19 protein-coding genes, 1 pseudogene and 1 riboswitch are annotated in these 25227 nt (G+C 72.3%); of the genes and pseudogenes, 8 read left to right on the top strand and 12 right to left on the bottom strand.

From position 1 onward, the window contains the following. From ACLF5H_RS13650 to rarD, 3 genes and pseudogenes are all read left to right on the top strand, one after another. Positions 1 to 645, top strand: a pseudogene (locus ACLF5H_RS13650) (hypothetical protein); the annotation flags it as partial. A gap of 192 nt (positions 646 to 837) precedes the next feature. Further along, entirely contained in the window at positions 838 to 1692 is an 855-nt protein-coding gene (locus tag ACLF5H_RS13645) for an SDR family oxidoreductase (RefSeq protein ID WP_421676329.1), read from the top strand. Positions 1693 to 1831: 139 nt separating this feature from the next. Next, positions 1832 to 2818: an EamA family transporter RarD gene (gene rarD / locus ACLF5H_RS13640; RefSeq protein WP_421676328.1), complete on the top strand. Its 987-nt coding sequence runs from the start codon at positions 1832 to 1834 to the stop codon at positions 2816 to 2818. A gap of 27 nt (positions 2819 to 2845) precedes the next feature. On the opposite strand, the gene ACLF5H_RS13635 is transcribed toward rarD, so the two are convergent. Beyond that, on the bottom strand, positions 2846 to 3994 hold the full coding sequence (locus tag ACLF5H_RS13635; RefSeq protein ID WP_421676327.1) for a hypothetical protein: 1149 nt from the start codon (positions 3992 to 3994) through the stop codon (positions 2846 to 2848). Between the two features lie 210 nt (positions 3995 to 4204). Here ACLF5H_RS13635 and ACLF5H_RS13630 point away from each other — a divergent pair, with 210 nt between their 5' ends. Next, positions 4205 to 5323, top strand: coding sequence for an amidase (locus ACLF5H_RS13630; protein WP_421676326.1), 1119 nt, complete (start codon positions 4205 to 4207; stop codon positions 5321 to 5323). Here the strand turns inward: ACLF5H_RS13630 and ACLF5H_RS13625 are convergent. The 4 genes from ACLF5H_RS13625 to ACLF5H_RS13610 all read right to left on the bottom strand — a co-directional run bounded on the left by ACLF5H_RS13625 (position 5313) and on the right by ACLF5H_RS13610 (position 9783). Beyond that, positions 5313 to 6188, bottom strand: a complete 876-nt coding sequence (locus ACLF5H_RS13625; RefSeq protein ID WP_421676325.1) for an ABC transporter permease — start codon at positions 6186 to 6188, stop codon at positions 5313 to 5315. The two genes, ACLF5H_RS13630 and ACLF5H_RS13625, sit on opposite strands and share 11 nt — an antisense overlap. Continuing rightward, complete coding sequence (locus tag ACLF5H_RS13620; RefSeq protein ID WP_421676324.1) at positions 6175 to 7131, bottom strand: ABC transporter ATP-binding protein; 957 nt, start codon at positions 7129 to 7131, stop codon at positions 6175 to 6177. The genes ACLF5H_RS13625 and ACLF5H_RS13620 overlap by 14 nt, the downstream gene beginning before the upstream one ends. 106 nt (positions 7132 to 7237) lie before the next feature. Next, positions 7238 to 8479 (bottom strand): LolA family protein, encoded by a 1242-nt coding sequence (locus tag ACLF5H_RS13615; RefSeq protein ID WP_421676323.1) that lies wholly within the window; start codon positions 8477 to 8479, stop codon positions 7238 to 7240. A gap of 293 nt (positions 8480 to 8772) precedes the next feature. Continuing rightward, positions 8773 to 9783 carry a polyprenyl synthetase family protein gene (locus ACLF5H_RS13610; protein WP_421676322.1) on the bottom strand — a complete coding sequence of 337 codons (1011 nt, stop codon included), beginning with the start codon at positions 9781 to 9783 and terminating at the stop codon, positions 8773 to 8775. 532 nt (positions 9784 to 10315) lie between these two features. After that, a riboswitch (cyclic di-AMP (ydaO/yuaA leader) is annotated at positions 10316 to 10533 on the top strand. Positions 10534 to 10536: 3 nt separating this feature from the next. On the opposite strand from ACLF5H_RS13610, the gene ACLF5H_RS13605 reads away from it, so the two are divergent. Beyond that, complete coding sequence (locus tag ACLF5H_RS13605) at positions 10537 to 11022, top strand: transglycosylase SLT domain-containing protein (RefSeq protein WP_421676321.1); 486 nt, start codon at positions 10537 to 10539, stop codon at positions 11020 to 11022. Between the two features lie 45 nt (positions 11023 to 11067). Here the strand turns inward: ACLF5H_RS13605 and ACLF5H_RS13600 are convergent, their stop codons facing one another. The 3 genes from ACLF5H_RS13600 to ACLF5H_RS13590 form a co-directional block, all read right to left on the bottom strand. Continuing rightward, positions 11068 to 11880, bottom strand: a complete 813-nt coding sequence (locus ACLF5H_RS13600; RefSeq protein ID WP_421676320.1) for an HAD family hydrolase — start codon at positions 11878 to 11880, stop codon at positions 11068 to 11070. A gap of 157 nt (positions 11881 to 12037) precedes the next feature. After that, entirely contained in the window at positions 12038 to 13249 is a 1212-nt protein-coding gene (locus ACLF5H_RS13595) for an NAD(P)-binding domain-containing protein (protein WP_421676319.1), read from the bottom strand. 33 nt (positions 13250 to 13282) lie between these two features. Then, positions 13283 to 14545 (bottom strand): ATP-grasp domain-containing protein, encoded by a 1263-nt coding sequence (locus tag ACLF5H_RS13590; protein ID WP_421676318.1) that lies wholly within the window; start codon positions 14543 to 14545, stop codon positions 13283 to 13285. Positions 14546 to 14783: 238 nt separating this feature from the next. Between ACLF5H_RS13590 and fahA the strand changes: the two genes are divergently transcribed. Continuing rightward, positions 14784 to 16004: a fumarylacetoacetase gene (fahA, locus tag ACLF5H_RS13585; protein ID WP_421676317.1), complete on the top strand. Its 1221-nt coding sequence runs from the start codon at positions 14784 to 14786 to the stop codon at positions 16002 to 16004. 176 nt (positions 16005 to 16180) lie between these two features. Continuing rightward, positions 16181 to 17119 carry a M56 family metallopeptidase gene (locus tag ACLF5H_RS13580; RefSeq protein ID WP_421676316.1) on the top strand — a complete coding sequence of 313 codons (939 nt, stop codon included), beginning with the start codon at positions 16181 to 16183 and terminating at the stop codon, positions 17117 to 17119. A 39-nt stretch (positions 17120 to 17158) separates the two neighbouring features. Here the strand turns inward: ACLF5H_RS13580 and recQ are convergent, their stop codons facing one another. Further along, a complete protein-coding gene (gene recQ / locus ACLF5H_RS13575; protein ID WP_421676315.1) occupies positions 17159 to 19174 on the bottom strand; it encodes a DNA helicase RecQ in 2016 nt (671 codons plus the stop codon). A 280-nt stretch (positions 19175 to 19454) separates the two neighbouring features. Between recQ and ACLF5H_RS13570 the strand changes: the two genes are divergently transcribed. Then, a complete protein-coding gene (locus ACLF5H_RS13570) occupies positions 19455 to 20000 on the top strand; it encodes a hypothetical protein (RefSeq protein ID WP_421676314.1) in 546 nt (181 codons plus the stop codon). 108 nt (positions 20001 to 20108) lie between these two features. Here the strand turns inward: ACLF5H_RS13570 and nuoN are convergent, their stop codons facing one another. The 3 genes from nuoN to nuoL are packed head-to-tail and all read right to left on the bottom strand — an operon-like array spanning position 20109 to position 25227. Beyond that, positions 20109 to 21758, bottom strand: coding sequence for an NADH-quinone oxidoreductase subunit NuoN (gene nuoN / locus ACLF5H_RS13565; RefSeq protein WP_421676313.1), 1650 nt, complete (start codon positions 21756 to 21758; stop codon positions 20109 to 20111). Then, positions 21755 to 23326 carry an NADH-quinone oxidoreductase subunit M gene (locus ACLF5H_RS13560; protein WP_182776403.1) on the bottom strand — a complete coding sequence of 524 codons (1572 nt, stop codon included), beginning with the start codon at positions 23324 to 23326 and terminating at the stop codon, positions 21755 to 21757. Before ACLF5H_RS13560 ends, nuoN begins: the two co-directional genes overlap by 4 nt. A gap of 5 nt (positions 23327 to 23331) precedes the next feature. After that, positions 23332 to 25227, bottom strand: coding sequence for an NADH-quinone oxidoreductase subunit L (gene nuoL, locus ACLF5H_RS13555; protein ID WP_421676312.1), 1896 nt, complete (start codon positions 25225 to 25227; stop codon positions 23332 to 23334).

The raw sequence follows: 25227 nt of genomic DNA, 5'->3' as shown, positions 1-25227 counted from the left end.
TCGTTCGTGGCCCGCACCATCGACTCCGACCGCAAACACCTCACCCAGGTCCTGCGCGCCGCCGCCGAGCACCCGGGCACCGCCCTCGTGGAGATCTACCAGAACTGCAACATCTTCAACGACGGCGCCTTCGACGCCCTCAAAGACCGCCAGCAGGCCGAAGAAGCACTGATCCGCCTCGAACACGGGCAGCCCATCCGGTTCGGGGCCGAGGGGGCGCGAGGGGTCGTGCGCGACCGGCGGACCGGCGACCTGGAGGTGGTCACCGTGACCCCGCAGAACCAGGCGGAGCTACTGGTCCACGACGCCCACACCCCCTCCCCGACCACCGCCTTCGCCCTCTCCCGACTCGCCGACCCCGACACCCTCCACCACACCCCCATCGGCGTCTTCCGCTCCGTCGAACGCCCCGTCTACGACGAGCAGATGACCGAACAACTCGACACCGCGATCGAGCAGAAGGGCAAGGGCGACCTGGGCGCCGACACCCTCCACCACACCCCCATCGGCGTCTTCCGCTCCGTCGAACGCCCCGTCTACGACGAGCAGATGACCGAACAACTCGACACCGCGATCGAGCAGAAGGGCAAGGGCGACCTGGGCGCGCTGCTCGCGGGCAACGACACCTGGACCGTCGTCGGCTGATACCACCCGCCGATACCGCCGATACCGGCACACCGCTCCACGAGGCCCGGGACGACCGTTCCCGGGCCTCTTCGCATGCCCGGACGATGCCCGAACGATGTCCGGACCATGTCCGCGCGAGGGTGCACTTTCTTTTAGTTAGCGCTAGCCGTATGGTTAGTGCCCTAACCCCCTCGCAAGGAGTCAGAGACCATGAGCATCGTCGTCACCGGAGCCACCGGACACCTCGGCCGGCACGTCGTGGAGCAGCTGCTGGAGAAGGTTCCGGCGGAGCAGATCACCGCCGTCGTACGCGATGAGAAGAAGGCTGCGGACCTCGCGGCGCGCGGCGTCCGGCTGGCCGTCGCCGACTACAACGCGCCCGAGACCTTCGACACCCTGTTCGCCGCAGGCGACAAGGTCCTGCTGATCTCGGGCAACGAGTTCGCCAACGACCGGGTGCGGCAGCACACCGTGGTGATCGAGGCGGCGAAGGCGGCGGGCGTCGCGCTGCTCGCGTACACCAGCGCCCCCGGCACCCTGAAGGCCACGCTGGCCGACGACCACCGGGCCACCGAGAAGGTGCTGCTCGCCTCCGGCCTGCCGTACACGCTGCTGCGCAACGGCTGGTACCACGAGAACTACACCGAGCAGCTCGCCCCGGTGCTGGAGCACGGCGCCGTCGTGGCCGCGGCCGGAGAGGGCCGGGTCTCCTCGGCCGCCCGCGCCGACTACGCGGCCGCCGCGGTCGCGGTGCTGACCGGCGAGGGCCATGAGAACCGGACGTACGAGCTGGGCGGCGACGAGGCGTGGAGCTTCGCCGAGTACGCGGCCGAGCTGAGCCGCGCGGCGGGCCGGGAGATCGTCTACAACGCGGTCACCGAAGAGGTGATGGCGGGCATCCTCGTCGGCGCCGGGCTGCCCGAGCCGCTGGCCGCCATCCTCGCCGGGGTGGACCCCTCGATCTCCCGGGGCGAGCTGGTAGTCGACTCCGGCGACCTCTCCCGGCTGATCGGTCGCCCGACGACCCCGCTGACCCAGGCCGTCGAGGCCGCGTTCAAGGACTGACCGGCGCCCGGCCCGCGCCTCCCGCCGCGCGCCCCGGCTGTCATGACCGTATGGCGATACGGGCATGACAGTCAGGGGCGCGCGGCGCTACCTTCGTGCCCGCGCGCACGTCGGCGCATGAGGAGCAGAAGGAGGGCCCGTGCCCCGGACGTCCAAGGGTGAGCACCGCATAGGTCTGCTGAACGGCTTCGCCGCCCAGAGCATGTGGGGCCTGGTCCCCCTGTTCTGGCCGCTGATGAAGCCCGCCGGGGCGATGGAGATCCTCGCCCACCGGATGGCGTGGTCGCTGTTCTTCGTCGCCGCGGCGCTGCTGTGCGTACGGCGCTGGGCCTGGGCCGGGGAACTGCTGCGCCGGCCGCGCCGGTTGGCGCTGGTGGTCGTGGCCGCCGCGGTGATCACCGTCAACTGGGGCATGTACATCTGGGCCGTGAACACCGGCCATGTGGTGGAGGCGTCCCTCGGGTACTTCATCAATCCGCTGGTCACCATCGCCCTGGGCGTGCTGCTGCTGAAGGAGCGGCTGCGGCCCCTGCAGTGGGTGGCGGTGGCGACCGGGTTCGCCGCGGTCGTCGTCCTGACCGTCGGCTACGGCCGCCCGCCGTGGATCTCGCTCTGCCTCGCGTTCAGCTTCGCGACCTACGGGCTGGTGAAGAAGAAGGTGGGGCTCGGCGGCGTCGAGTCACTGGCCGCGGAGACCGCGGTCCAGTTCCTGCCCGCGCTCGGCTATCTGCTCTGGCTCGGGGCGCGGGGGCATTCGACCTTCACGACCCAGGGCGCGGGGCACGCGGCGCTGCTCGCCTCCACCGGTGTCGTCACCGCCCTGCCGCTGGTCTGCTTCGGCGCGGCGGCGATCCGCGTGCCGCTGTCCACCCTGGGCCTGCTCCAGTACCTGGCCCCCGTCTTCCAGTTCCTGCTGGGCATCCTCTACTTCCACGAGGCCATGCCGCCCGAGCGCTGGGCCGGGTTCGCCCTGGTATGGGTGGCCCTGCTGCTGCTCACGGGCAGTGCCCTGCACTCGGCGCGCCGGTCGAGGAGGGCCGTGGAGACCTTGGAGGCGAGGGTCGCGGAGGCTCGGGCCGGTATCCCCCGTACGGAGGCTCCGGGCGGAGCCGCGGTCGACGCCTGATCGTTTCCGCAGCGGTGCGCGGAGCGGTCACGCCGCTCCGTGCTCGGCCGTCCGCCCGGCCCGGTCGGTGAGGCGGAGCATGCGGGCGCGGGCGGATTCCAGGGGGCGGGGGTCGTCGGCGGCGGGGCCCGGTTCGGCGGCGAGGTCGGCCCAGAGGTCTATCAGGTCGCGGCCCAGCCGCAGCCCCTCCTCCGGGTCCCGTACGGCACGCCAGGCGGTCGAGGCGCTCTGCACATTGCCGTAGGCCGCGTCCGCGTCCCGCGCGGTGCGGCGCAGCCGGGCGAGGTCCAGGGAGAGCCGGCAGGCGCGCACCGGTTCGCCCGCCAGGTAGGCGATGTAGGCGGCCAGTTCACGCAGGTGCAGCACCTCGGCGTGGCCGGCGCCGAGGACGGCGACGGCTTCCTCGACCGTGCGCTCGACGAGTTCCGCGGCGTCCTCGATCCGGCCCGCGCGCACGGCCTCGTTGATCCGCGTCATCGGCTCGGTGAGCAGTTCGGCCCCCTCCACGGTCTCGGTGACCGGACCGTCCCCGAGCACCTCCTCGGCCACGGCGTCGAAGCCGCGGGGCGGGGTGGGGGTGGCGGTGGTCGCGGGGACGGACTCGGTGGGCCAGCCGGTGGTCTCGGGGACCCTCGGCGCGGACGCGGACGCTGGTGCGGGTGCGGCGGTGAGCGGCCGGGGGGCGCCCACGACGGGCGCGGGAGCGACCACGAGGGGCGCGGGGACGTCTACGAGGGGCGCGGGGAGGTCTACCACGGGCTCCGGTACGTCCATGACGGGCGCGGCGGAAGCTACGGCGGACCCCGGCACCGCCGCCCCCATGACCGGCGCCGGGCCGAACTCGCCCCGCGGGGTCCGGAGGAATTCCGGTGCCTCGGGCCGAGCGACCCGGACGGCCTTGCCGGTGACCCGGCTGGAGCCGTCCGCCGACACCTCCAGCGGGACGACGCAGCCGGCGCGGTCGTCCTGGATGCTGGCCCGTACGGGGGTGCCGAGGCTGATGGCGAGGCGCTGGAGGTGGTTCAGGACGGCCTGCTGGATCTCCTCGCCCGGTGCCGCCACGATCGCCGCTCCGCCCACGGACGCGCCGCCCGCGCCGTACACCCGGACGGGCACCGCCGCCGGGTGCGCCACGGGTCCCGGCACCCGCTTCTTCTCGAAGCTCAGTCGAGCCATCGGTCCTTCCCTCACTCCCCCGCGCCGCGCACCGGCCGCACGCGTCCTGCGAACCAGTGTGTCCGTTCCATGCCCGCCTCCGCGTCACGCCGACGTCACAGCCTCGTCCCAACGGCCCGCCGGGCCCGGCCGGGAACCGGGACGACGGTCGCGGATGTGCTGTTCAACGACGCCCCGCGGAGCGGGAGACGGTGAGGGAGGGACGGCATCATGACCAGCGCTCGGGAGATCGCCGCGGGCGCCTGCTCCGGCGCGTTCACGGCCGTCGAGGCGGTCACCGCCGCGCTGGCGCGGATCGAGCGCGTCGACCCGGTGCTGTGCGCCTTCGCCGAGGTGTGGGAGGAGGCGGCGCTGCGGGGCGCGCGGGCGGTGGACGAGCGGATCGCGGCGGGGGAACGGCCGCCGCTGGCCGGGGTGCCGATCGGGGTGAAGGGGCGGCATGGTCTGCGCGGGGCGGGGCCGCTGATCGCCGCCGGGTGCGTCCCGGTGGGGGCCACCGCTGTGCCGGGGCCGGGAACGGCCTGGCAGACATGGGGGCTTGGGCGGCACGGCCGTACGGTCAACCCCTGGCGGTACGACCGTACGCCCGGCGGTTCCTCGGCGGGTTCCGCCGCCGCCGTGGCCGCCGGGCTGGTGCCGTTGGCCACCGGCACCGACGGGGCGGGGTCGGTGCGGATCCCGGCCGCGTGGTGCGGGGTGGTCGGGCTGAAGGCGACCAACGGGCGGCTCCCCTCCGCCGACCGCACGGGGCTCGCGGCGCCCGGCGTGCTGACCCGGTGCGCCGCGGACGCGCAGGCGTACTGGCGGGTGATGAGCGGCGCGCCCGAGACACCCGGTGGCCGTGAGCGTCGTACGCCCATCGCCCTCTGGTCGCCCGACCTCGGCTTCGCCGACTCCGACCCCGAGCCGGTCGCGCTCGCCCACGCCGCCGCCCACCGGCTCGCGGACGCCGGAGCCCTACGCCTTCCGCCACCCGGGGAGCCGCTCCGCCTCGACGACCCGGGCCCCGCCTGGCTCGCCCTGCGCGACGGCGGCGACCTCGGTGCGGCCGCCCGCGTCCGCGCCGTCAACGACCGCCGGCTCGCCGCCCTCTTCCGCCGCGCCGACCTCCTGCTGACCCCCACCACCCCCTGCGCCGCGCATGGCCACGACGGCCCGGGGGATCGCTATTCCACCGCTCTCACCTGGGCGTTCAACCTCAGCGGGCACCCGGCGCTCAGCCTGCCCGCGGGGCTCGGCCGGGACGGCTGCCCGGTGGGGCTCCAGCTCGTGGCGGCGCCCGGGCGGGAGGAGCTGCTGCTGGCGGTGGCCGGTTCGGCTAGGTGGTGATGTCCTTGGTGGTGAACCGCGCCCACGCCGCCGAGCCGAACACCGCCGCGTACAGGGCCTGGAGACCGAGACCGCGGACGAGGTCGTGCCAGTAGACGGGGTCGCGCATCAGGTCGGCGAAGGACAGCCAGTAATGGGAGAAGAGGTACGGCCGCACGGCGTGCAACTGGGGGAACTGGTCGAGGATCTGGGCGGTGACGACCAGGCCGACGGTGGCCGCCATCGCCGCGATGCCGCTGCTGGTCAGGGTGGAGACGAACAGGCCGAGAGCCGCCACGCCGATCAGGGACGCGGCCACCACCAGGGCGATCAGCAGGGCCCGCAGCAGGCCGTCGGTGAAGCTGATGGTCGTACCGGAGATGGTCATCAGGTCGCCGACCGGGAAGAGCAGCACCCCGGTCAGCAGTGCGGAGGCGGCGACCACCAGCGTGGCCAGCAGACAGAACGCCACCACCGTCGCGTACTTGACGAGCAGCAGACGGGTGCGTCCGGCCGGGGCTACCAGGAGGTAGCGCAGGGTGCCCGCGTCGGCCTCGCCCGCGATCGCGTCGCCCGCGACGACGCCGACCGCCATCGGCAGGAAGAACGGGAGGGTCGCGGCCAGCGCCGTGCACACCAGGAAGAGGCCGTTGTCGGTGACCTGGCCGAGGAAGGCGGGCCCGGCCGCGCCGGACGAGCCACCGCCCGCCCGGACCTTCACCACGACCCCGATCAGCACCGGCACCGCCGCCAGCACCCCGAGCAGCACGAGCGCCCGCCAGCGGCGGAGCGTGGTGAGCAGTTCGCTGCGCAGCAGGCCCAGCGTCCACAGCGGGTGGGGCCCGCGCTCGGCGGCGCCCGTGGTCGCTGTGTCAGCGCGCGACATCGAAACCCTCTCCGGTCAGTGCCACGAACGCGTCCTCGAGGGAGGCCCGGCTGAGGGTGAACCCCCGTACCCGTACGCCCGCCGCGACCAGGGCCGCGTTCACCTCGGCGAGGTCGCGGTCGGGCGGCTCGCCGGTGACCCGGTCGCCGTCGGCGGTGACATCGGCGGCGCCCTGCTCCGTGAGCACCCGGGCCGCCTCCACCGGGTCCGGGGTGGTCACCACCAGACGGTCGCGCGCCCCCGCCGCGAGGTCGGCCGTGGCGCCCTGGGCGAGCAGCCGGCCGCGGGCCATCACGGCCGCATGGGTGCACACCTGCTCGATCTCGTCGAGGAGGTGCGAGGAGAGGAAGACGGTGGTGCCGTCGGCGGCGAGTTCCCTGATCAGGGTGCGGATCTCACGCATGCCCTGCGGGTCCAGGCCGTTGGTCGGCTCGTCCAGGACCAGCAGCCGGCGCGGTCGCAGCAGCGCGGCGGCCAGGCCCAGGCGCTGCTTCATGCCGAGCGAGTACGCCTTCGCCCGCTTGCCCGCGGCCGCCGCGAGCCCCACCCGCTCCAGGGCGGCGGCGACCCGGGCGGCGCGGGTGCGCGGGTCGGCGGTCGGGTCGGCCGCGTCCAGGCGCAGCAGATTGTCCCGGCCGGAGAGATGGCCGTACAGGGCGGGGCCCTCGATGAGCGCGCCGACCTGCGGCAGGACCGTCCGGGCGGCCCGCGGCATGGGCAGGCCCAGGACGCGGGCCGTGCCGGAGGTCGGCTCGATCAGGCCCATCAGCATGCGGATGGTGGTGGTCTTGCCGGAGCCGTTCGGGCCGAGGAAGCCGAAGACGCTGCCCGCCGGGACGGTCAGATCGAGACCGTCCACGGCGAGTTGCCCGCCCCGGTAGCGCTTGGTGAGGCCGCGGGTGGCGATCACGCCGTCCGCCGCCCCGGGCCGTACCGGGTCCATCGGCTTCCCCCCTCGAATCCCGCCGGTCTCAGACGACTTCCGCCGGTCTCCGACGACTTCCGCCGGTTCCCGACGACTCCCGTCGGCTCCCCTCGACGGGTGCGGCCTACTTGCCCGCGTCCGCCGCCTTCACCAGCGCGTCCTTGGTGACCGCACCGGCGTAGACCTTGCCGTCGTCGGTCATCAGGACGTTGACCAGACGGGTGGAGAAGACCGTGCCCTTGCCGAACTTTCCGGAGACCTTGTCGCCCAGCGAGCCGAGGAAGCCGCCGAGGTCGCCGCCCTTGTCGCCGGTGGGCAGGCCGCCCTTGGCGCCGGAGTCGAAGGTGGCGATGGAGGTCCAGCCCTTGCCGATCACCTTGGGGGCGCCCTTGCCTTCGAGGCCCTTGGCGCCGTCCCCGCCCTCCAGGCCCTTGCCGAGGCCGGGCCGCTCCGCGCCCTTGCCCGCGCCGTCCTTCAGCGCGCCGTCCTGCTGCTCGGTGACCTTCGCGCCCTTCGGCGGGGTGAAGGCGAACGTGGAGGCGGCGGGCCGGGCGAAGGAGACCTGGGTGAAGCCCGCGTCGAGCACGGCGGCGCCGCCGCTCTTCGGGGTCAGGGTGAACTTCAGCGGCATGCCGGTCCTCGCGTCCACGGCGATGTTGATCGCGCCGACCGTGGTGCCGGACTGGCGGGGCTTGATCTGCAGCTTGTAGGCGTCGCGCCCGGCGACCTGGGCGGTGCCGTCGACGGTCACCAAGGTGGTGTCGTCCACCGCCTTCAGCGCCTGCTCGGCGAAGTCCTTGGGCGTGGCCGGGGGTTCGGTGCGGTCCTTGCCCGCGGCGGGCGCGGTGCCGTGGGAGACCTGGTCGCTCTTGCTGTCGTAGCCCCAGACGTCCTTGCCGTCGTGGATGACGCTGTACTCGGCGCCCTGCTCCAGGAGCGAGAGCTTCTGCCGGTCCGGGCCGTCGGCCGCGACGCGCAGGGTGTGGGTGCCGGAGAGCAGTTCGGTCAGCCGGGAGCTCGGGTCGGCGGCGGAGCCGGAACCCGCGCCGGAGCCCTGGGCCATGCCGGAGGCGAGGCCGCTCTCCAGGCCGCCGAGGTCCGGCAGGCCCAGATCGGTGCTGATCTTCACGGTGCCGGACAGTTGCTGCACATCCGACTTGGCGATCTTGTTGATGAGCTGCTGGGCGGTGACCTTGGGCAGGTCCGGGTCGCCGGAGTCGGCGAGCGCCGGGACCAGCCCGATGGTGGCCGCGGCCACCCCGACCACCGCGACCGGGACGGCGTACCGAGCGGCCTTGCGGCGGCCCGAGTGCCTCTCCTCGTCCCGCGCGGCGCCCACTGCGTCGTCGGATTCGTACGGTGCCATGTGTGCCTTACCTCCGTCGTCGGCGGCGGCTGCCCTCACGCTGGTCCACCCGAGCCGCCATTCTCACCCGAATCGGTGAGGAGTGGTGATGTCCGTGGTGTCCATACGACCAAATCCGCGGTGAGGAAGCGTCAGCCCTCGGAGCCAACTCGGCGTACGACTGCGGTATGACACGTAGGGCGCACCCCTAGGGGCTCGGACGCGTCCCTCAGGGCAGGATGCGACGAGAACCCGGGGTACGGCCACCTGGTGGACGCCGAACGGGTGGTTGTCCGGGGCACGGACACGGGCGGTCACCCGGCCCGGTGCACCACCGCGTCGCACAGCCCGGTCAGCGCCACCTTGGCATCGCACTCCCGCAGCGGGGCGAGCGCGGCGCGCGCCTCCTCCGCGTACCGCACGCTGTCCCGGCGGGCCTGCTCCAGGGCCGGGTGGGCGCGCAGCGCGGCCAGTGCCTCGGCGAGCCGGGCGTCGTCGCCGAGGTCGGAGTCCAGCAGCTCGCACAGGGCGAGGTCCTCGGGCAGACCGAGCCGGGCGGCCCGCTCGCGCAGCCGCAGCACGGGCAGGGTCGGGACGCCCTCGCGCAGATCGGTGCCGGGGGTCTTGCCGGACTCCTGGGAGTCGGAGGCGATGTCCAGGTAGTCGTCGGCGAGCTGGAAAGCCACGCCGAGCCGCTCGCCGTACTGGGTGAGCACGTCCACGACCGTCTCGTCGGCGCCGGACATCATCGCGCCGAACCGGCAGGACACCGCGACCAGCGAGCCGGTCTTGCCGCTGAGGACGTCGAGGTAGTGCTCGACCGGGTCGCGGCCGTCGGTGGGTCCCGCGGTCTCCAGGATCTGGCCGGTGACCAGGCGTTCGAACGCGAGGGCCTGGACCCGGACCGCCTCGGGGCCGAGATCGGCGAGGATCTGGGAGGCGCGGGCGAAGAGGAAGTCGCCGGTGAGGACCGCGACGGAGTTGCCCCAGCGGGTGTTGGCGCTGTCCACGCCCCGGCGTACGGCGGCCTCGTCCATGACGTCGTCGTGGTAGAGCGTGGCCAGATGGGTCAGCTCCACGACCACGGCGGACGGCACCACTCCGGGCGCGTAGGGGTCGCCGAACTGCGCCGCGAGCATCACGAGCAGCGGCCTGAAGCGCTTCCCGCCGGCCCGCAGGAGGTGCTGCGCGGCCCCCGTGATGAACGGGACCTCGCTCTTCGTGGCCTCTAGCAGGCCCTCCTCGACAGCCGCCAATCCGGCCTGGACATCGGCTTCGAGAGCCTGGTCCCGCACGCTCAGCTCGAACGGCCCGACGACGGTCACGAGGGGTCTCCTGTCTGCTGGTGTCTGCTGGCGATTACGCGGTTTGTCGATAGGTCGCTGCCCTCACTCAAGTCAGCGTATCCGGTCCGGTTTCGATCACCGATAGCGCCCACCCTGCGCCCACCCGTCCAGCTCGGGCGGTATCGGGTCATGAACGGCATACCCCTGCTCAGATGATGACAACGGACAATTATTGCCTTAACCGGTAATCGGGAACTTCGGCGCGACCCCGGGACGGGCGGAGTATCGACCCCGCCCCACCGAGGGACGAATCCCCCATGCCCGATTTTCCATAGTTTGCCATTTCGTGAATTGGGTCACCCGGCCGCCTTCCCGCCGGTGACCCGCCGACACCTCTTCCCGCCGCACCCCGTAAGCGAGTTGAGTGTTGGCATTCGCAAAGGATCAAGTACCCCATAGGCTGATGATCAAGGCCAAATGCCTCGATATAACAATTCAGCGCTTGTTCCCGGCATGTGCTCTCGCATACGTTCCCGAGCCATCGGGCGGACGCCTAATCCTGCCGCCGCCCGTACACCCATCGACGAACTCATTCGTACGGCAGGAGCGGGGGACCCAGGTAAGTCGCCGAACCGGACGACTCACATGGCGCAGCGCGTGACACAGCGCGCCGCACCGCGTGTTCGCACCGGACGGCTTGGGGTAAAGCCACGCCTCTCACGGGGCGCGACCGGGCACCTCCCCGCCCGAACCCGACAGCTCACCTCGCAGGCGTAGGAGAGGAACGTCCCCATGTCTGCTGCCGTTCAGCCGCGCCGCACCCGCGCCAACCGTCTCGTCCGCCTGATCGCCGTCGCCGGCACCGGCGCGGCCGTGCTCGCCATGCCGCTCGTGGGCGCGGCGACCGCGTCCGCCACCACCGGTACGACCTCGGCCGCCACCACGCCCGCCGGGTACCCGAACAACCTCGACGGCTGGATCCGCGAGTCCCTCGCGATCATGGCCCAGAAGAACATCCCGGGCTCCTACAACGGCATCCACCGCAACATCATCCGCGAGTCCTCGGGCAACCCGAACGCCATCAACCTGTGGGACTCCAACGCGGCCAAGGGCATACCGTCCAAGGGTCTGCTCCAGGTGATCGACCCGACCTTCAACGCGTACCACGTGGCCGGAACGTCGTTCAACATCTACGACCCGGTCGCGAACATCACCGCCGCCTGCAACTACGCGGCGGCGCGGTACGGCTCGATCGACAACGTCAACGGCGCCTACTGATCGACGCCGGGCCGTAGCGGCCCCCGGCACCACCGCTGTTCCCGGTCATCCGGCCGGGAACAGCCTTTCGAGGACGACGGCGATGCCGTCGTCCTCGTTCGACGTCGTGACCTCGTCGGCGACCGCCTTCAGCTCGGGGTGGGCGTTCGCCATCGCGACGCCGTGCGCCGCCCAGCGGAACATCGGGATGTCGTTGGGCATGTCGCCGAAGGCGAGGGCGTCCTTCGCGGGGACCCCGAGCCGTTCGGCGGCCAGCGCGAGCCCGGTCGCCTTGGTCACCCCGCACGGCTGGAGCTCCACGGTCCCGGGCCCCGACATGGTGACCGTGGCCAGCGAGCCCACCACCGAGCGGGCCACCGCCGCCAACTCGTCGTCGGACAGGGTGGCGTGGCGCAGCAGCACCTTGCTGATCGGCGCGCCCCACAGATCGTCGCGCCGGGCCACCTTGACCGCGGGCAGCGTCGGGTGGGGCATCCGGTATCCGGGTTCGATCAGGGTGAGCCCGTCCGTGCCGTCCTGGTCGACGGCCGCGAACACCGGGCCCACCTCGGCCTCGATCTTGCCGAGCGCGGTCTCGGCCAGCTCCCGGTCCAGCCGGACCGACCACAGCATGCGGCCGGACCCGGCGTCGTAGACCTGCGCCCCCTGCCCGCACACCGCGAGGCCCGTGCTGCCGAGGGCGGTCAGCAGGGGGCGGACTCTGGGGGCCGGGCGGCCGGTGACCACCAGATGCCGGGCCCCCGCCCGCCCCGCCCGCGCGAGCGCGGCCAGCGAGCGCTCGGAGACGGTGTCGTCGCCGCGCAGCAGCGTCCCGTCCAGGTCGGTGGCGATCAGTGCGTACGCGGGGGAGGCAACCATGATCCGAGAATACGGACCCGCCCCCTCCACCAGCCGCCGCGTGCCGCCCCGACTCCCGTGTCCTTCCTCGGACTTGTGCGGAACGTGCCGCCAAGTGGGCTTGGGGCAAGCGGTGATGGGGCGGCAAAGGCCGCTGCCGGACCCGCGGGCGCGGTGTTCAGCCGTGCGCCGCCGCCAGATGTCCCGCCAGTCTCGGGGAGGCGAATTCCGTGCCGCACACGAAGCGCATCACCGGGCCGTAGGAGGAGGCGGCCGGCAGGCCGGTGAAGTAGAGGCCGGGGACGGAGGAGACGTAGCCGGCGCCGAGGCGCGGGGTGCCGCGGCTGGTGGCGAGGTGGGTGCGCAGGGTGGGCCCGAGGAAGTCCATCGCGGCGATGTCCACGCGGTAGCCGGTCGCGGCGACGACATGGTCGGCGGTGAGCCGCTCGACGCGGCCGCCGTGCGTGCGCACGGTCAGCTCCGGGCCGCCGTCCGCCGCCGCCGCGCCCAGCACCCGCTCGACCTCCGTCACCTGTACGGCGCCCTCGAACCGCTCCCGCAGCCACCAGGCGCCGAGCGGGCCGAGCACCCGGCGCACCAGGAAGTGCCGGGCGGGCTCGGGCAGGAAGCGGTAGGGGTGCGGGCAGTAGCTGAACGCCCACAGCGACCAGGCCCGCCCGAACGGCGACTCGGGACGCAGCCTCGGCTGCTCCCAGGGCGGCGCCCCGAACGCGACCCGGCCGCGCCCCCGCGCCACCACCCGCACCCGGGCCCCCGCCTCCGCCGCGAGCACGGCCGTCTCCAGCGCGGACTGCCCGGCGCCGACCACGATCAGCTCCTTGCCGGCGAACCGCGCGAGGTCGTGGTGCTGGGAGCTGTGCGAGACGGGACCCCCGGGAGCGGGCTCGCCGCCCGCCGCCCGCCGCAGCTCGGCCGGGAGATGGGCGAGACCGGACAGCCCGGTGGCCACCACGACCGCCCGCGCGACGAACGACTCCCCCGAGTCCAGCTTGAGTTCGAAGCCCCGGCCCGCGTCCCGCCCGGCCGGCTCCACGGAGACCACCCGCACCCGCTCCAGCCCCGGCACGAGCCGCCGCTGGAACCACTCGCCGTACCCGATGAAGGTCTCCACCGGGATGACGTCCTCGTCGCGGGCCAGCCGCCGGATCCCGGCCGCGGCGCAGTAGTCGGCGAGGGTGTGGCCGGGCTGCGGGCAGTCGAGGCTGGAGGCGGCGGGGGTCGATTTCAGCAGCATGCCCTCGGGCATATGGGCATGCCAGCTGACCATGGGGTCGCCGAAGACCCGTACGGGCAGGCCGCGCGCCCGCAGATGGGCGGCGGTGGACAGGCCGAACGGCCCCGCCCCGATGACTGCAACCGGTCGGATCACGAAGTCCCTCCCCAGGACGCGTTTCCTCGTGGCCTACTTGGATGTGCCGCGGCGGCGGTCCCGCCACAGCCGGCGCAGATGCCGCGCGCCCGGCCGCGCGAAGCGGGCGAGCATGGTGAGGAACGGCAGCGGATCGTCCCCCGCGAACCAGGCCAGCTCCGTCCCGCTCGCCCGGCGCGGCGCGTGCGGGGTCGTATAGCCGCCGCGGCGGTAGGCGACCAGGGCCGGCAGGTCGATGTTCTCCACGACGTAGCGCCGCCCGGCCCGCTGCTCGGCCCGGGGCACGGGCCGCCCGGTCAGATCGAGGTGCAGCGCCCGTACGACGTCCACGCCCGCCGCGCTCTCGAACAGCCGGAACTGCGCGCCCATCCGGGGATTGAAGTCCAGCAGTTTGTACCGCCCGTCGCGCCGGTCGAAGCGCAGATCCAGGTCGGCCACCCCGCTGAACCCGATCCGCTTCACGAAGCGTGCCGCCAGGTCCGCGAGTTCGGGATTGTCGACGACGTACGCGTGCGCGGTCATGCCCGCGTGCGGCGGCCAGGACCGCACCTTCACCCCGGTGAACAGCGCGAGCGGGTTCGCGTCCCGGTCGAAGCAGGCGTGCACGATCCAGTCCTCGGCCTGCTCGCGCGGCAGGTACTCCTGGAGGATCACCCCGGGGTCCGGCCCCCACGCTCGGGCCAGGGCGAGCAGGCCCGAGCGGGTGGCGATCCGCGTGGTGCCGCCCACGGCGGGCCGGCTGCGGCGCAGGAACGCCTCCCGGTTCTTGGCCACCACCGGGAAGCTCGCGGTGTCGGCGAACGCCACGACCTCCTCGTACGACCGGGGGAAGGCCGCCGCCGGGCTCGCGAGGCCGTGCCCGTGTTCCTCGCACAGTTCGTGCAGTCCCTGCTTGCTGGCCACCCGGCGCGGCAGCCCGGGGTCCACGGGCGGGCAGAGAAAGGGTCCGGCCAGCTCCTCCCGGTGCTCGGCGATCAGCACCGCCGCCTCCTCGTCGGTCGGGATCAGCACGGCCGGGCGGCCGATCCGGCGCCCGATCCGCAGCAGCCCCTCGACCAGATGCCCGGGGTCCTCCGCGCCGGTCGTCGGCCAGACGAACGCCCGGCGCAGATAGCGCGAGGCGGCCGCCGGTGTGTACGGGTCCTCGGTGATCGCGTACATGGGCACGCCGAGCCTGCCCAGGCTGCGGATCGCGCCCACCCCGCCGTGGTGCAGCGGGTAGGCGCCGAACTTGACGATCAGTCCCGGCACCTCACGGTCGACCTGCACGGGCGCACCGACGGTGTCTTCGGCCACGGGTCCCCCCACGTGTCCCCCCAGGGGAACGGATCCACCCCGTCCGTCTCCCCCGAAGGACGCTAAGCCGGAACTACCGCCTCCGACAAGGGTCTTTCGGACATTGCGAACTCTTGAGGCACTACGGGGGCAACCCCCCAGCCACTGCCCAAGACCGCTGTCCCGGCCGTAACGTGTGGCTCGATCACGTGCAACGCATCGCCACGCATGGCCTGGATGAGAGCGAGGCAGTACCCCGATGCCCCCCTTCGACGTCCCCGAGGGCGACCCCTTCGGCCCGCACAACCTTCCCCTTGGCGTGTTCTCGCCCGCCGGCAGCTCGGAGCGCAGGGTGGGCGTCCGGCTCGGGGACCAGGTCCTCGACGCGGGCGCCGCGGCCGCGGCCCTCGGCTCGCCGCACCAAGCGCTGCTCGCCCGCCCCGTCCTCAACCCGCTGCTGGCGGCCGGGCGCGCCACCTGGACCGAGGTGCGCTCCGCGGTCACCTCCTGGGTCACCGACCCCGCGTACCGCGAGACGCTCGCGCCCCTGTTCCACCCGCTGTCCGAGGTGTCCCTGCACCTGCCCTTCGAGGTCGCGGACTACGTCGACTTCTACGCCTCGGAGCACCACGCCCGTAACGTCGGCAAGGTCTTCCGCCCGGACGCCGCGGACTCCCTCACCCCCAACTGGAAGCATCTGCCGATCGGTTACCACGGCCGCTCCGGCACCGTCGTGGTCTCGGGCACGGATGTCGTACGGCCCTCGGGGCAGCGCAAGGGTCCCGCCGACCCGGCGCCGGTGTTCGGCCCCTCGATCCGGCTGGACATCGAGGCCGAGGTCGGCTTCGTGGTGGGCGTGCCGAGCGAGCTGGGGACCCCGGTCGCGCTCGGCGACTTCCGCGAGCACGTCTTCGGGCTGTTCCTGCTCAACGACTGGTCCGCGCGCGACATCCAGGCCTGGGAGTACGTGCCCCTCGGCCCGTTCCTCGGCAAGTCCTTCTCGACCTCCGTGTCGGCCTGGATCACCCCGCTGGACGCCCTGGAGCACGCCCGGGTGGCGCCGCCCGAGCGCACCCACCCGCTGCTGCCCTACCTGGACGACGCGGCGCCCGGCATCGAGCCCGGCGGCTACGACCTGCGGATCTCCGTGGCCCTCAACGGCGAGGTGATCTCCGAGCCGCCCTTCTCCGCCATGTACTGGACCGCCGCCCAGCAGCTCGCCCAGATGACCGTCAACGGCGCCTCCCTGCGCACCGGCGACCTGTACGGCTCCGGCACCGTCAGCGGAGCCGAGGAGCGCCAGCGCGGCTCCCTGCTGGAGCTGACCTGGAACGGCCGCAACCCCCTCGAACTCCCCGACGGCAAGCGCGCCTTCCTGGAGGACGGCGACGTGGTGACCCTGACGGCCTGGGCGCCCGGACCCGACGGGATCCGGGTGGGCCTCGGCGAGGTGACCGGCCGGGTCGTGCCCTCGGCCTGATCCGGTGGGCGCCGCGGGGCGGGCCGGGGCGAACGGATCGCTCCCGGTACCTGACTCGCGGCGCCCCTCTTCGTCATACTGGCGGCAGCACGCACCACCCGCGGCGGCCACCCGCGCCGCCCCCTTCGCGCCACCCGTCCGCGAACCCCTCTCCGACCAGGAACCGGAGCCCCGGCATGACCGTCTGCCTGCTCCTGCTCACCGTCGTCGCCCTGACGGCGGCCGGGCCGGCACCGCGCGCGCTGACCCGGGCCGACTGGCCCGAGCGGGAACCCGTGGTCGCGCTGTGGGTGTGGCAGTGCCTGGTCGCCACCGTCCTGCTGTGCTGCCTGGCCGCGCTGACCCTGGGCACCGCGGCGGTCTTCCACACCGTGCGCGACCATGTGTTCGCCCCCGCGCCGCCCGCCGTCACCGCCGCCTACGACCTCTCCGCCGCGCCGGTGTGGGCCGCCGTCCTCACCGTCCTGCTGGCCGGTGGTGCCGCCTGGACCACGGCGATGCTCGGCCGGGAACTGGTCGAGGCCCGCCGCAGCCGCGGCCAGGCCCGCGCCCAGCTGCGCGAACGCGCCCCCGATCTGCCCGCCGGACTGCCGATGGCGCGGGGCCCGATGCTGGTGCTGGAGGACGAGTACCCGGACGCCTGGTGGATGCCGGGGCACCCCCCGCAGCTGGTGGTCACCACCGGTGCGCTGCACCGGCTGACCGGCCACCAGCTGGACGCCGTCCTCACCCATGAGCGCGGCCACGCCCGCGCCCACCACGACTGGCTGCTGCACCTGTCCACCGCGCTGGCCACGGGCTTTCCCCGGGTGCCGCTCTTCGCCCACTTCCGCGACCAGACGCACCGCCTGGTGGAACTGGCCGCCGACGACACCGCCTCCCGGCGCTGCGGCCATCTGACCACCGCGCTCGCGCTGATCGAGCTGAACCAGCACCGGGGCGTTCTGTCCTGTGCCTCCAGCCGCCGGCTGCTGGGCGAGCGGGTGGACCGCCTGCTGGAACCGCCCCCGCGGCTGCTGCGCCGCCAGCGCGCCCTGACCACGACGGTCGCCGCGCTGGTACCGCTCCTCCCGCTGCTGATCACCTTCGCACCGGGCCTGAAGGCACTGTCCTGAGCCGCCCGTCCCGGAACGGGCGGCGCCCTTCCGGCCCGGCTATATCCAGTCGTCCGGCTCCGGCTCGTCCTCCGGGCCCGGCCAGTCGTCCTCCGGGGCCTCGCCCGGCGCGGGCGGCTCGGTGGCGGCGGGGGCGGCGGCCGGGGCCGATCCGGTCAGGGAGGCCAGCACGGCGAGCACCTCCTCGCCGTACGTCGCCAGCTTCTTCTCGCCGACTCCGCTGATACCGGCCAGGTCCCGCAGGGAGCCCGGCATGCTGGAGACGATCGCGCGCAGGGTGGCGTCGTTGAAGATGATGTACGGCGGTACGCCCTGCTCCTTGGCCTGCCCGGTGCGCCACACCCGCAGCGCCTCGAAGGCGGGCTGGAGCTGCTCGGGCAGCTCGGCGACGGCGGCCTTGGCCTTGCCGCCGCCCCGGCCGGAACCGGAGCCGGAAGCCGAGCGGGAGACGGCCGGCTTCTTCGGCTCCTTGCGCAGCGGCACCTCCCGCTCGCCGCGCAGCACGGTGCCGCTCTCCTCGGTGAGCACCAGCGTGCCGTACTCCCCCTCGACCGCGAGCAGCCCCTGGGCCAGCAACTGGCGGATGGCGCCGCGCCACTCGCCCTCGGCGAGGTCCTCACCGATGCCGAAGACGGACAGCTGGTCATGGTCGAACTGGATCACCTTGGCGGTGCGCTTGCCGAGCAGGATGTCCACGATCTGAAGGGCGCCGAACTTCTGGCCGCGCTCGCGCTGCAACCGCACCACCGTGGACAGCACCTTCTGGGCCGCGACCGTGCCGTCCCAGGTCTCCGGCGGGGTCAGGCAGGTGTCGCAGTTGCCGCAGGCCGCGGCGCCGGGCTCCTGGCCGAAGTAGGCGAGCAGCCGGCCGCGGCGGCATCCGGCGGTCTCGCACAGCGCGAGCATCGCGTCCAGATGGGAGGCGGCCCGGCGGCGGAACGCCTCGTCGCCCTCGCCGGACTGGATCAGCTTGCGCTGCTGCACCACGTCATTGAGCCCGTACGCCATCCAGGCCGTGGACGGCAGTCCGTCACGGCCCGCGCGGCCGGTCTCCTGGTAGTAGCCCTCGATGGACTTGGGCAGGTCCAGGTGGGCCACGAAGCGCACATCGGGCTTGTCGATGCCCATGCCGAAGGCGATGGTCGCCACCACCACCAGGCCGTCCTCACGCAGGAACCGGGACTGGTGGGCCGCGCGGGTGCCCGCGTCCAGGCCCGCGTGGTACGGCACCGCCTCGACGCCGTTGGCGCTCAGGAACTCCGCGGTCCGCTCCACCGAGTTGCGCGAGAGGCAGTACACGATGCCCGCGTCGCCCGGGTGCTCCTCGCGCAGGAAGGCGAGCAGCTGCTTGCGCGGATCGGCCTTGGGCACGATCCGGTACTGGATGTTGGGCCGGTCGAAGCTGGCGACGAAGTGGCGGGCCGCCGGCAGGTTCAGCCGCTGGGTGATCTCCTGGTGGGTGGCCCGGGTCGCGGTGGCCGTCAGGGCGATCCGCGGCACGTCCGGCCAGCGCTCGCCGAGCAGGCTCAGCGAGAGGTAGTCGGGCCGGAAGTCGTGGCCCCACTGGGCCACGCAGTGCGCCTCGTCGATCGCGAAGACGGAGATCTTGCCGCGGGAGAGCAGGTCCAGGGTGCTGTCCAGGCGCAGCCGCTCCGGCGCCAGATAGAGCAGGTCCAGCTCACCGGCCAGGAACTCGGCCTCGACCGTGCGCCGCTCGTCGAAGTCCTGGGTGGAGTTCATGAACCCGGCCCGCACACCGAGGGCGCGCAGCGCGTCCACCTGGTCCTGCATGAGCGCGATCAGCGGCGAGACCACCACGCCGGTGCCGGGTCTGACCAGGGCCGGGATCTGGTAGCACAGCGACTTGCCGCCGCCGGTCGGCATGAGGACCAGGGCGTCGCCGCCCGCCACCACATGCTCGACGATCGCTTCCTGCTCGCCCCGGAAGGCGTCGTACCCGAAGACCCGGTGCAGCGTGGTCAGCGCCTCGCTCGCGTCCGCGCCGGGTCCCTCGGTCACCACTGGCATCTCGCTGATCCCGCCCGTCGCATCCATTGTCCTGTCCCCCGTCGGTCCCCCGTGTGCCGTCGTGCGCCCGCTGCCCACCACTGCCTCAACGATAGGGGTCCGCACCGACAGCCCCGGAGTTATCCACAGGTGGCGAACAAATGTGCGAGCAAGTCAGGCCCCGGGCGCCACCCGGACACTCAACCGTCACTTTACGTAACACTACCGTCACCCGAATGGCCGCCCCCGATGGCCCCCGGACCCCGCCCCGGACCATCCTTCTCGGTGCGACCCCGTCTCCTCCCCCAGGAGCAAGGAGCCCCGCACGATGCCCGCTCACCTGACCAGACCCGTCCTCGCCCTCGTCGCCTCCACCATCGCCCTCGGCCTCACGGCCTCCCCCGCCCGGGCCGACCGGGGGCCGGTCGATCCCGCCACCTGGAAGCAGCTCGCGACGACGGTGTCGGCCACCGCGAAGTACCGGTCCGTGCCGCTCGCCGTGGCCGCCGGATACCGGCCCAACCCCTGCACCATGGACATGAACGACAGCATGGGCGCCATGGGGTACCACTACATCAACCCCGCGTACTACGGCTCCCTCGACCCGGCCAGGCCCGCCGCCCTGCTCTACGAGGACGACGGCAAGGGCGGCCGCAGGCTCACCGGGGTGGAGTGGATCGTGAAGGCGGGCAAGAACACCGCGCGGCCCACGCTGTTCGGCCGGAAGTTCGAGGGCCCGGTCACCGCGCACCACAACTCGACCATCCCGACCCACTACTCGCTGCACGCCTGGCTCTACAAGAACAACCCCAGCGGCCTGTTCTACGAGTGGAACCCCGATGTGAAGTGCCCTTACCCGGGCGCCCCGGGCTGAGCCGTACGGCAGCAGACGCCATGGCAGCACGCTCCACGGCAGCGCGAAGGCCCCGGTTCCGTCTCCGGAACCGGGGCCTTCCCTCGCGCGCGGGCGCGGTGAGCGCGCTCAGCGCACGAACACACTCGCCTGGTTCGCCAGGTTCAGGAAGTACTGCGGCGCCACACCCAGCACCAGCGTGACCGCCACGCCGAGCCCGATCGCCAGCATCGTCAGCGGCGACGGCACCGCCACCGTCGGCCCCTCCGGCTTGGGCTCGCTGAAGAACATCAGCACGATCACCCGGATGTAGAAGAAGGCCGCGATCGCCGAGGAGATCACACCGATGACGACCAGCGGGGCCGCGCCCCCGGCCGCCGCCGCCTTGAACACGGCGAACTTCCCCGCGAAGCCGGAGGTCAGCGGGATACCGGCGAAGGCCAGCAGGAACACCGCGAAGACCGCCGCCACCAGCGGGGAACGCCGGCCGAGTCCGGCCCACTTGGACAGATGGGTCGCCTCGCCGCCCGCGTCCCGCACCAGCGTGACCACCGCGAAGGCGCCGATCGTCACGAACGAGTAGCCGGCCAGATAGAACAGGACCGACGACACGCCGTTCTTCGAGGTCGCGATGACACCCGCGAGGATGAATCCGGCGTGCGCGATGGACGAGTACGCCAGCAGCCGCTTGATGTCGGTCTGGGTGATCGCCACGATCGCGCCGCCCAGCATGGTGATGATCGCCACCGCCCACATCACCGGCCGCCAGTCCCAGCGCATCCCCGGCAGCACCACGTACAGCAGCCGCAGCAGCGCGCCGAACGCGGCCACCTTGGTCGCCGCCGCCATGAAGCCGGTCACCGGGGTGGGCGCGCCCTGGTAGACGTCGGGCGTCCACATGTGGAACGGCACCGCGCCCACCTTGAACAGCAGGCCCATCACCAGCAGGGCCGCGCCGATGAGCAGCAGCGCGTCATTGCCCATCGTGTCGGCCAGCGCCGGGTTCACATCGGTGACCGAGCCGTCCACGACCTGGGCGATGCGCGCGTACGACACCGAGCCCGCGTAGCCGTACAGCAGCGCGATGCCGAACAGGGTGAACGCGGAGGCGAACGCGCCCAGCAGGAAGTACTTGACCGCGGCCTCCTGCGACATCAGCCGCTTGCGGCGGGCCAGCGCGCACAGCAGGTACAGCGGCAGGGAGAAGACCTCCAGCGCGACGAAGAGCGTCAGCAGGTCGTTCGCCGAGGTGAAGACCAGCATGCCGGAGACCGCGAAGAGCAGCAGCGGAAAGACCTCGGTGGTGGTGAACCCGGCCCTGACCGCGGCCTTCTCGGTGTCGCTGCCCGGCACGGCGGCGGCCTGTGCGGCGAAGGAGTCCACCCGGTTGCCGTGCGCTTCCGGGTCGAGCCGGCGCTCGGCGAAGGTGAACAGGCCTACCAGACCGGCCAGCACGATGACGCCCTGGAGGAACAGCGAGGGGCCGTCGACCGCGATGGCGCCCATGGCGGCGACATGCGCCTTCGTGGTGCCGTACCCGTCGGCGGCGAGCCCGACGACCGCGGCGAACGCGGCGCACAGGGCGACGACCGACACGAACACCTGCGCGTAATAACGGGACCTGCGCGGCACGAACGCCTCGACCAGCACCCCGACCAGCGCGGCGCCGAGGAGGATCAGCGTGGGCGACAATTGCCCGTATTCGATCTTCGGCGCGCCGATCTGGGGGATGCGGTCGGCCGCGGTTGTCCACAGGCTGTGGACGGCTGGGGTGCTCACTTGGCCGCCTCCACCTCGGGCTTGGGGTCCTTCTTCTGGACGTCGGACATGGTGTGCTTGACCGCCGGATTGACGATGTTCGTCACGGGCTTCGGATAGACGCCCAGGAAGATCAGCAGCACGATCAGCGGGGCGACGACCAGGACCTCACGCACCCGCAGATCGGGCATCTTGGAGACCTCGGGCTTCACCGGGCCCGTCATGGTGCGCTGGTAGAGCACCAGGGTGTAGAGCGCGGCGAGCACGATGCCGAGGGTGGCGATGATCCCGATCACCGGATAGCGCGTGAACGTGCCGACCAGGACGAGGAATTCGCTCACGAACGGCGCGAGGCCGGGCAGCGACAGGGTGGCCAGGCCGCCGATCAGGAAGGTGCCGGCGAGCACCGGGGCGACCTTCTGCACCCCGCCGTAGTCGGCGATGAGCCGCGAGCCGCGCCGGGAGATCAGGAACCCGGCGACCAGCATCAACGCGGCCGTGGAGATGCCGTGGTTGACCATGTAGAGGGTGGCGCCGGACTGGCCCTGGCTGGTCATCGCGAAGATGCCCATGATGATGAAGCCGAAGTGGGAGATCGACGCGTACGCCACCAGGCGCTTGATGTCCCGCTGGCCGACCGCGAGCAGCGCGCCGTAGACGATGCTGATCAGCGCCAGGACGAGGATCACCGGCGTGGCCCACCTGCTGGCCTCCGGGAACAGCCCGAGGCAGAAGCGGAGCATCGCGAAGGTGCCCACCTTGTCGACCACCGCCGTGATGAGGACGGCGACCGGGGCGGTGGACTCCTGCATGGCGTTGGGCAGCCAGGTGTGCAGCGGCCACAGCGGCGCCTTCACCGCGAAGGCGAAGAAGAAACCGAGGAACAGCCAGCGCTCGGTGCTCGTCGCCATGTGCAGCGAGCCGTTGGCGCGCGCCTCGGCGATCTGCTGGAGGGAGAAGTTCCCGGCGACCACATAGAGGCCGATCACCGCGGCCAGCATGATCAGTCCGCCGACCAGGTTGTAGAGGAGGAACTTCACCGCCGCGTACGAGCGCTGGGTGGCGGCCGCCTCCTCGCCCTGGGCGTGGGCGCGGTCCCCGAAGCCGCCGATGAGGAAGTACATCGGGATCAGCATGGCTTCGAAGAAGATGTAGAAGAGGAAGACGTCGGTGGCCTCGAAGGAGATGAGGACCATCGCCTCGACCGCCAGGATCAGCGCGAAGAAGCCCTGGGTGGGGCGCCAGCGGCGGCTGCCGGTCTCCAGCGGGTCGGCGTCGTGCCAGCCCGCCAGGATGATGAACGGGATCAGTACGGCGGTCAGCGCGATCAGCGCCACCCCGATGCCGTCCACGCCCAGCTCGTAGCGGACCCCGAAGTCGCGGATCCAGGAATGGGATTCGGTGAGCTGGTAGCGGGCGCCGCCCGGATCGAAGCGGACCAGGACGGTGATCGCCAGCGCGAGGGTGCCGAGCGAGACGAGCAGGGCCAGCCACTTGGCGGCGGTGCGCCGCGCGGCCGGTACGGCGGCCGTGGCGACGGCTCCCAGGGCGGGGAGCGCCGCCGTCGCTGTCAGCAGGGGAAAGGACATCGGTATCAGACCGCCCTCATCAGCAGGGTCGCGGCGACCAGGAGTGCCGCGCCGCCGAACATCGAGACCGCGTAGGAGCGGGCGAAGCCGTTCTGGAGCCGGCGCAGCCGCCCGGACAGGCCGCCGAAGCCTGCCGCGGTGCCGTTGACGACCCCGTCGACCAGGCTGTGGTCGAGGTAGACCAGGGAGCGCGTGAGGTGTTCGCCGCCGCGCACCAGGACCACATGGTTGAAGTCGTCCTGGAGGAGGTCGCGGCGGGCCGCCCGGGTGAGCAGCGAGCCGCGCGGGGCGACGGCCGGGACGGGCCTCCGGCCGTACTGCGCCCAGGCGATGCCCACGCCGATGACCAGGCAGACCATCGTGGCGATGGTGACCTCCCCGGCGCTGACCGGGGAGTGGCCCTCGCTGTGGCCGGTGACCGGCTCCAGCCACTTGAGGAAGCGGTCCCCGACGCTGAAGAAGGCACCGCCGAGGACCGAGCCGACGGCCAGCACGATCATCGGGATCGTCATGACGGCCGGGGACTCGTGCGGATGCGGTTCATGGCCCTCGGCGTCGGGCTGCCAGCGCTTCTCGCCGAAGAACGTCATCAGCATCACGCGCGTCATGTAGAACGCGGTGATGGCCGCGCCCACCAGGGCCGCGCCGCCGAGGATCCAGCCCTCGGTGCCGCCCTTGGCGAAGGCCGCCTCGATGATCTTGTCCTTGGAGAAGAAGCCGGACAGGCCCGGGAAGCCGATGATGGCGAGGTAGCCGAGGCCGAAGGTGATGAAGGTGACCGGCATGTACTTCCGCAGGCCACCGAACTTGCGCATGTCGACCTCGTCGTTCATGCCGTGCATCACGGAGCCCGCGCCGAGGAACAGCCCGGCCTTGAAGAAGCCGTGGGTCACCAGGTGCATGATCGCGAAGACGTAGCCGATGGGGCCGAGGCCCGCGGCGAGCACCATGTAGCCGATCTGCGACATGGTCGAGCCGGCCAGCGCCTTCTTGATGTCGTCCTTGGCGCAACCGACGATCGCACCGAAGAGCAGCGTGACCGTGCCCACCACGGTGACGACCAGCTGGGCGTCCGGCGCCGCGTTGAAGACGGCCGCCGAGCGGACGATCAGATAGACGCCCGCGGTCACCATGGTCGCCGCGTGGATCAGGGCCGAGACCGGGGTCGGGCCCTCCATCGCGTCACCGAGCCAGGACTGGAGCGGCACCTGGGCGGACTTGCCGCACGCGGCCAGCAGCAGCATCAGGCCGATCGCGGTGAGCTTGCCCTGGGAGGCGCCGTCGACATGGCCGAAGACCGGGCCGAAGGCGAAGGAGCCGAAGGTGGTGAACATCAGCATGATCGCGATCGACAGGCCCATGTCGCCGACGCGGTTGACCAGGAACGCCTTCTTGGCGGCCGTGGCGGCGCTGGGCTTGTGCTGCCAGAAGCCGATCAGCAGGTACGAGGCGAGACCGACGCCCTCCCAGCCGACGTACAGCAGAAGGTAGTTGTCGGCGAGGACGAGCAGCAGCATGGCCGCGAGGAACAGGTTCAGATAGCCGAAGAAGCGGCGGCGGCGCTCGTCGTGCGCCATGTACCCGACCGAGTACAGATGGATCAGCGAGCCGACGCCGGTGATCAGCAGGACGAAGGTCATCGACAGCTGGTCGAGGCGGAAGGTGACGTCCGCCTGGAAGCCCTCGACCGGGATCCAGGTCCACAGGTGCTGGATCAGCGTGCGGTGTTCGGCGTTCTTGCCGAGCAGGTCGGCGAAGAGGAGCAGGCCGATGACGAAGGACGCGGTCGACAGCAGGGTGCCGAGCCAGTGGCCGACGCGGTCCAGGCGCCGGCCGCCGACCAGGAGGACGGCCGCTCCGAGCAGGGGCGCCGCGATGAGCAGCGCGATCAGTTTCTCCAC

Source organism: Streptomyces sp. LaBMicrA B280 (assembly GCF_049222185.1).
Taxonomy (GTDB): Bacteria; Actinomycetota; Actinomycetes; order Streptomycetales; family Streptomycetaceae; genus Streptomyces; species Streptomyces murinus.
The sequence above is the reverse complement of the archived record's forward strand: the minus strand, read 5'-3'. Positions and strand labels throughout refer to the sequence as shown.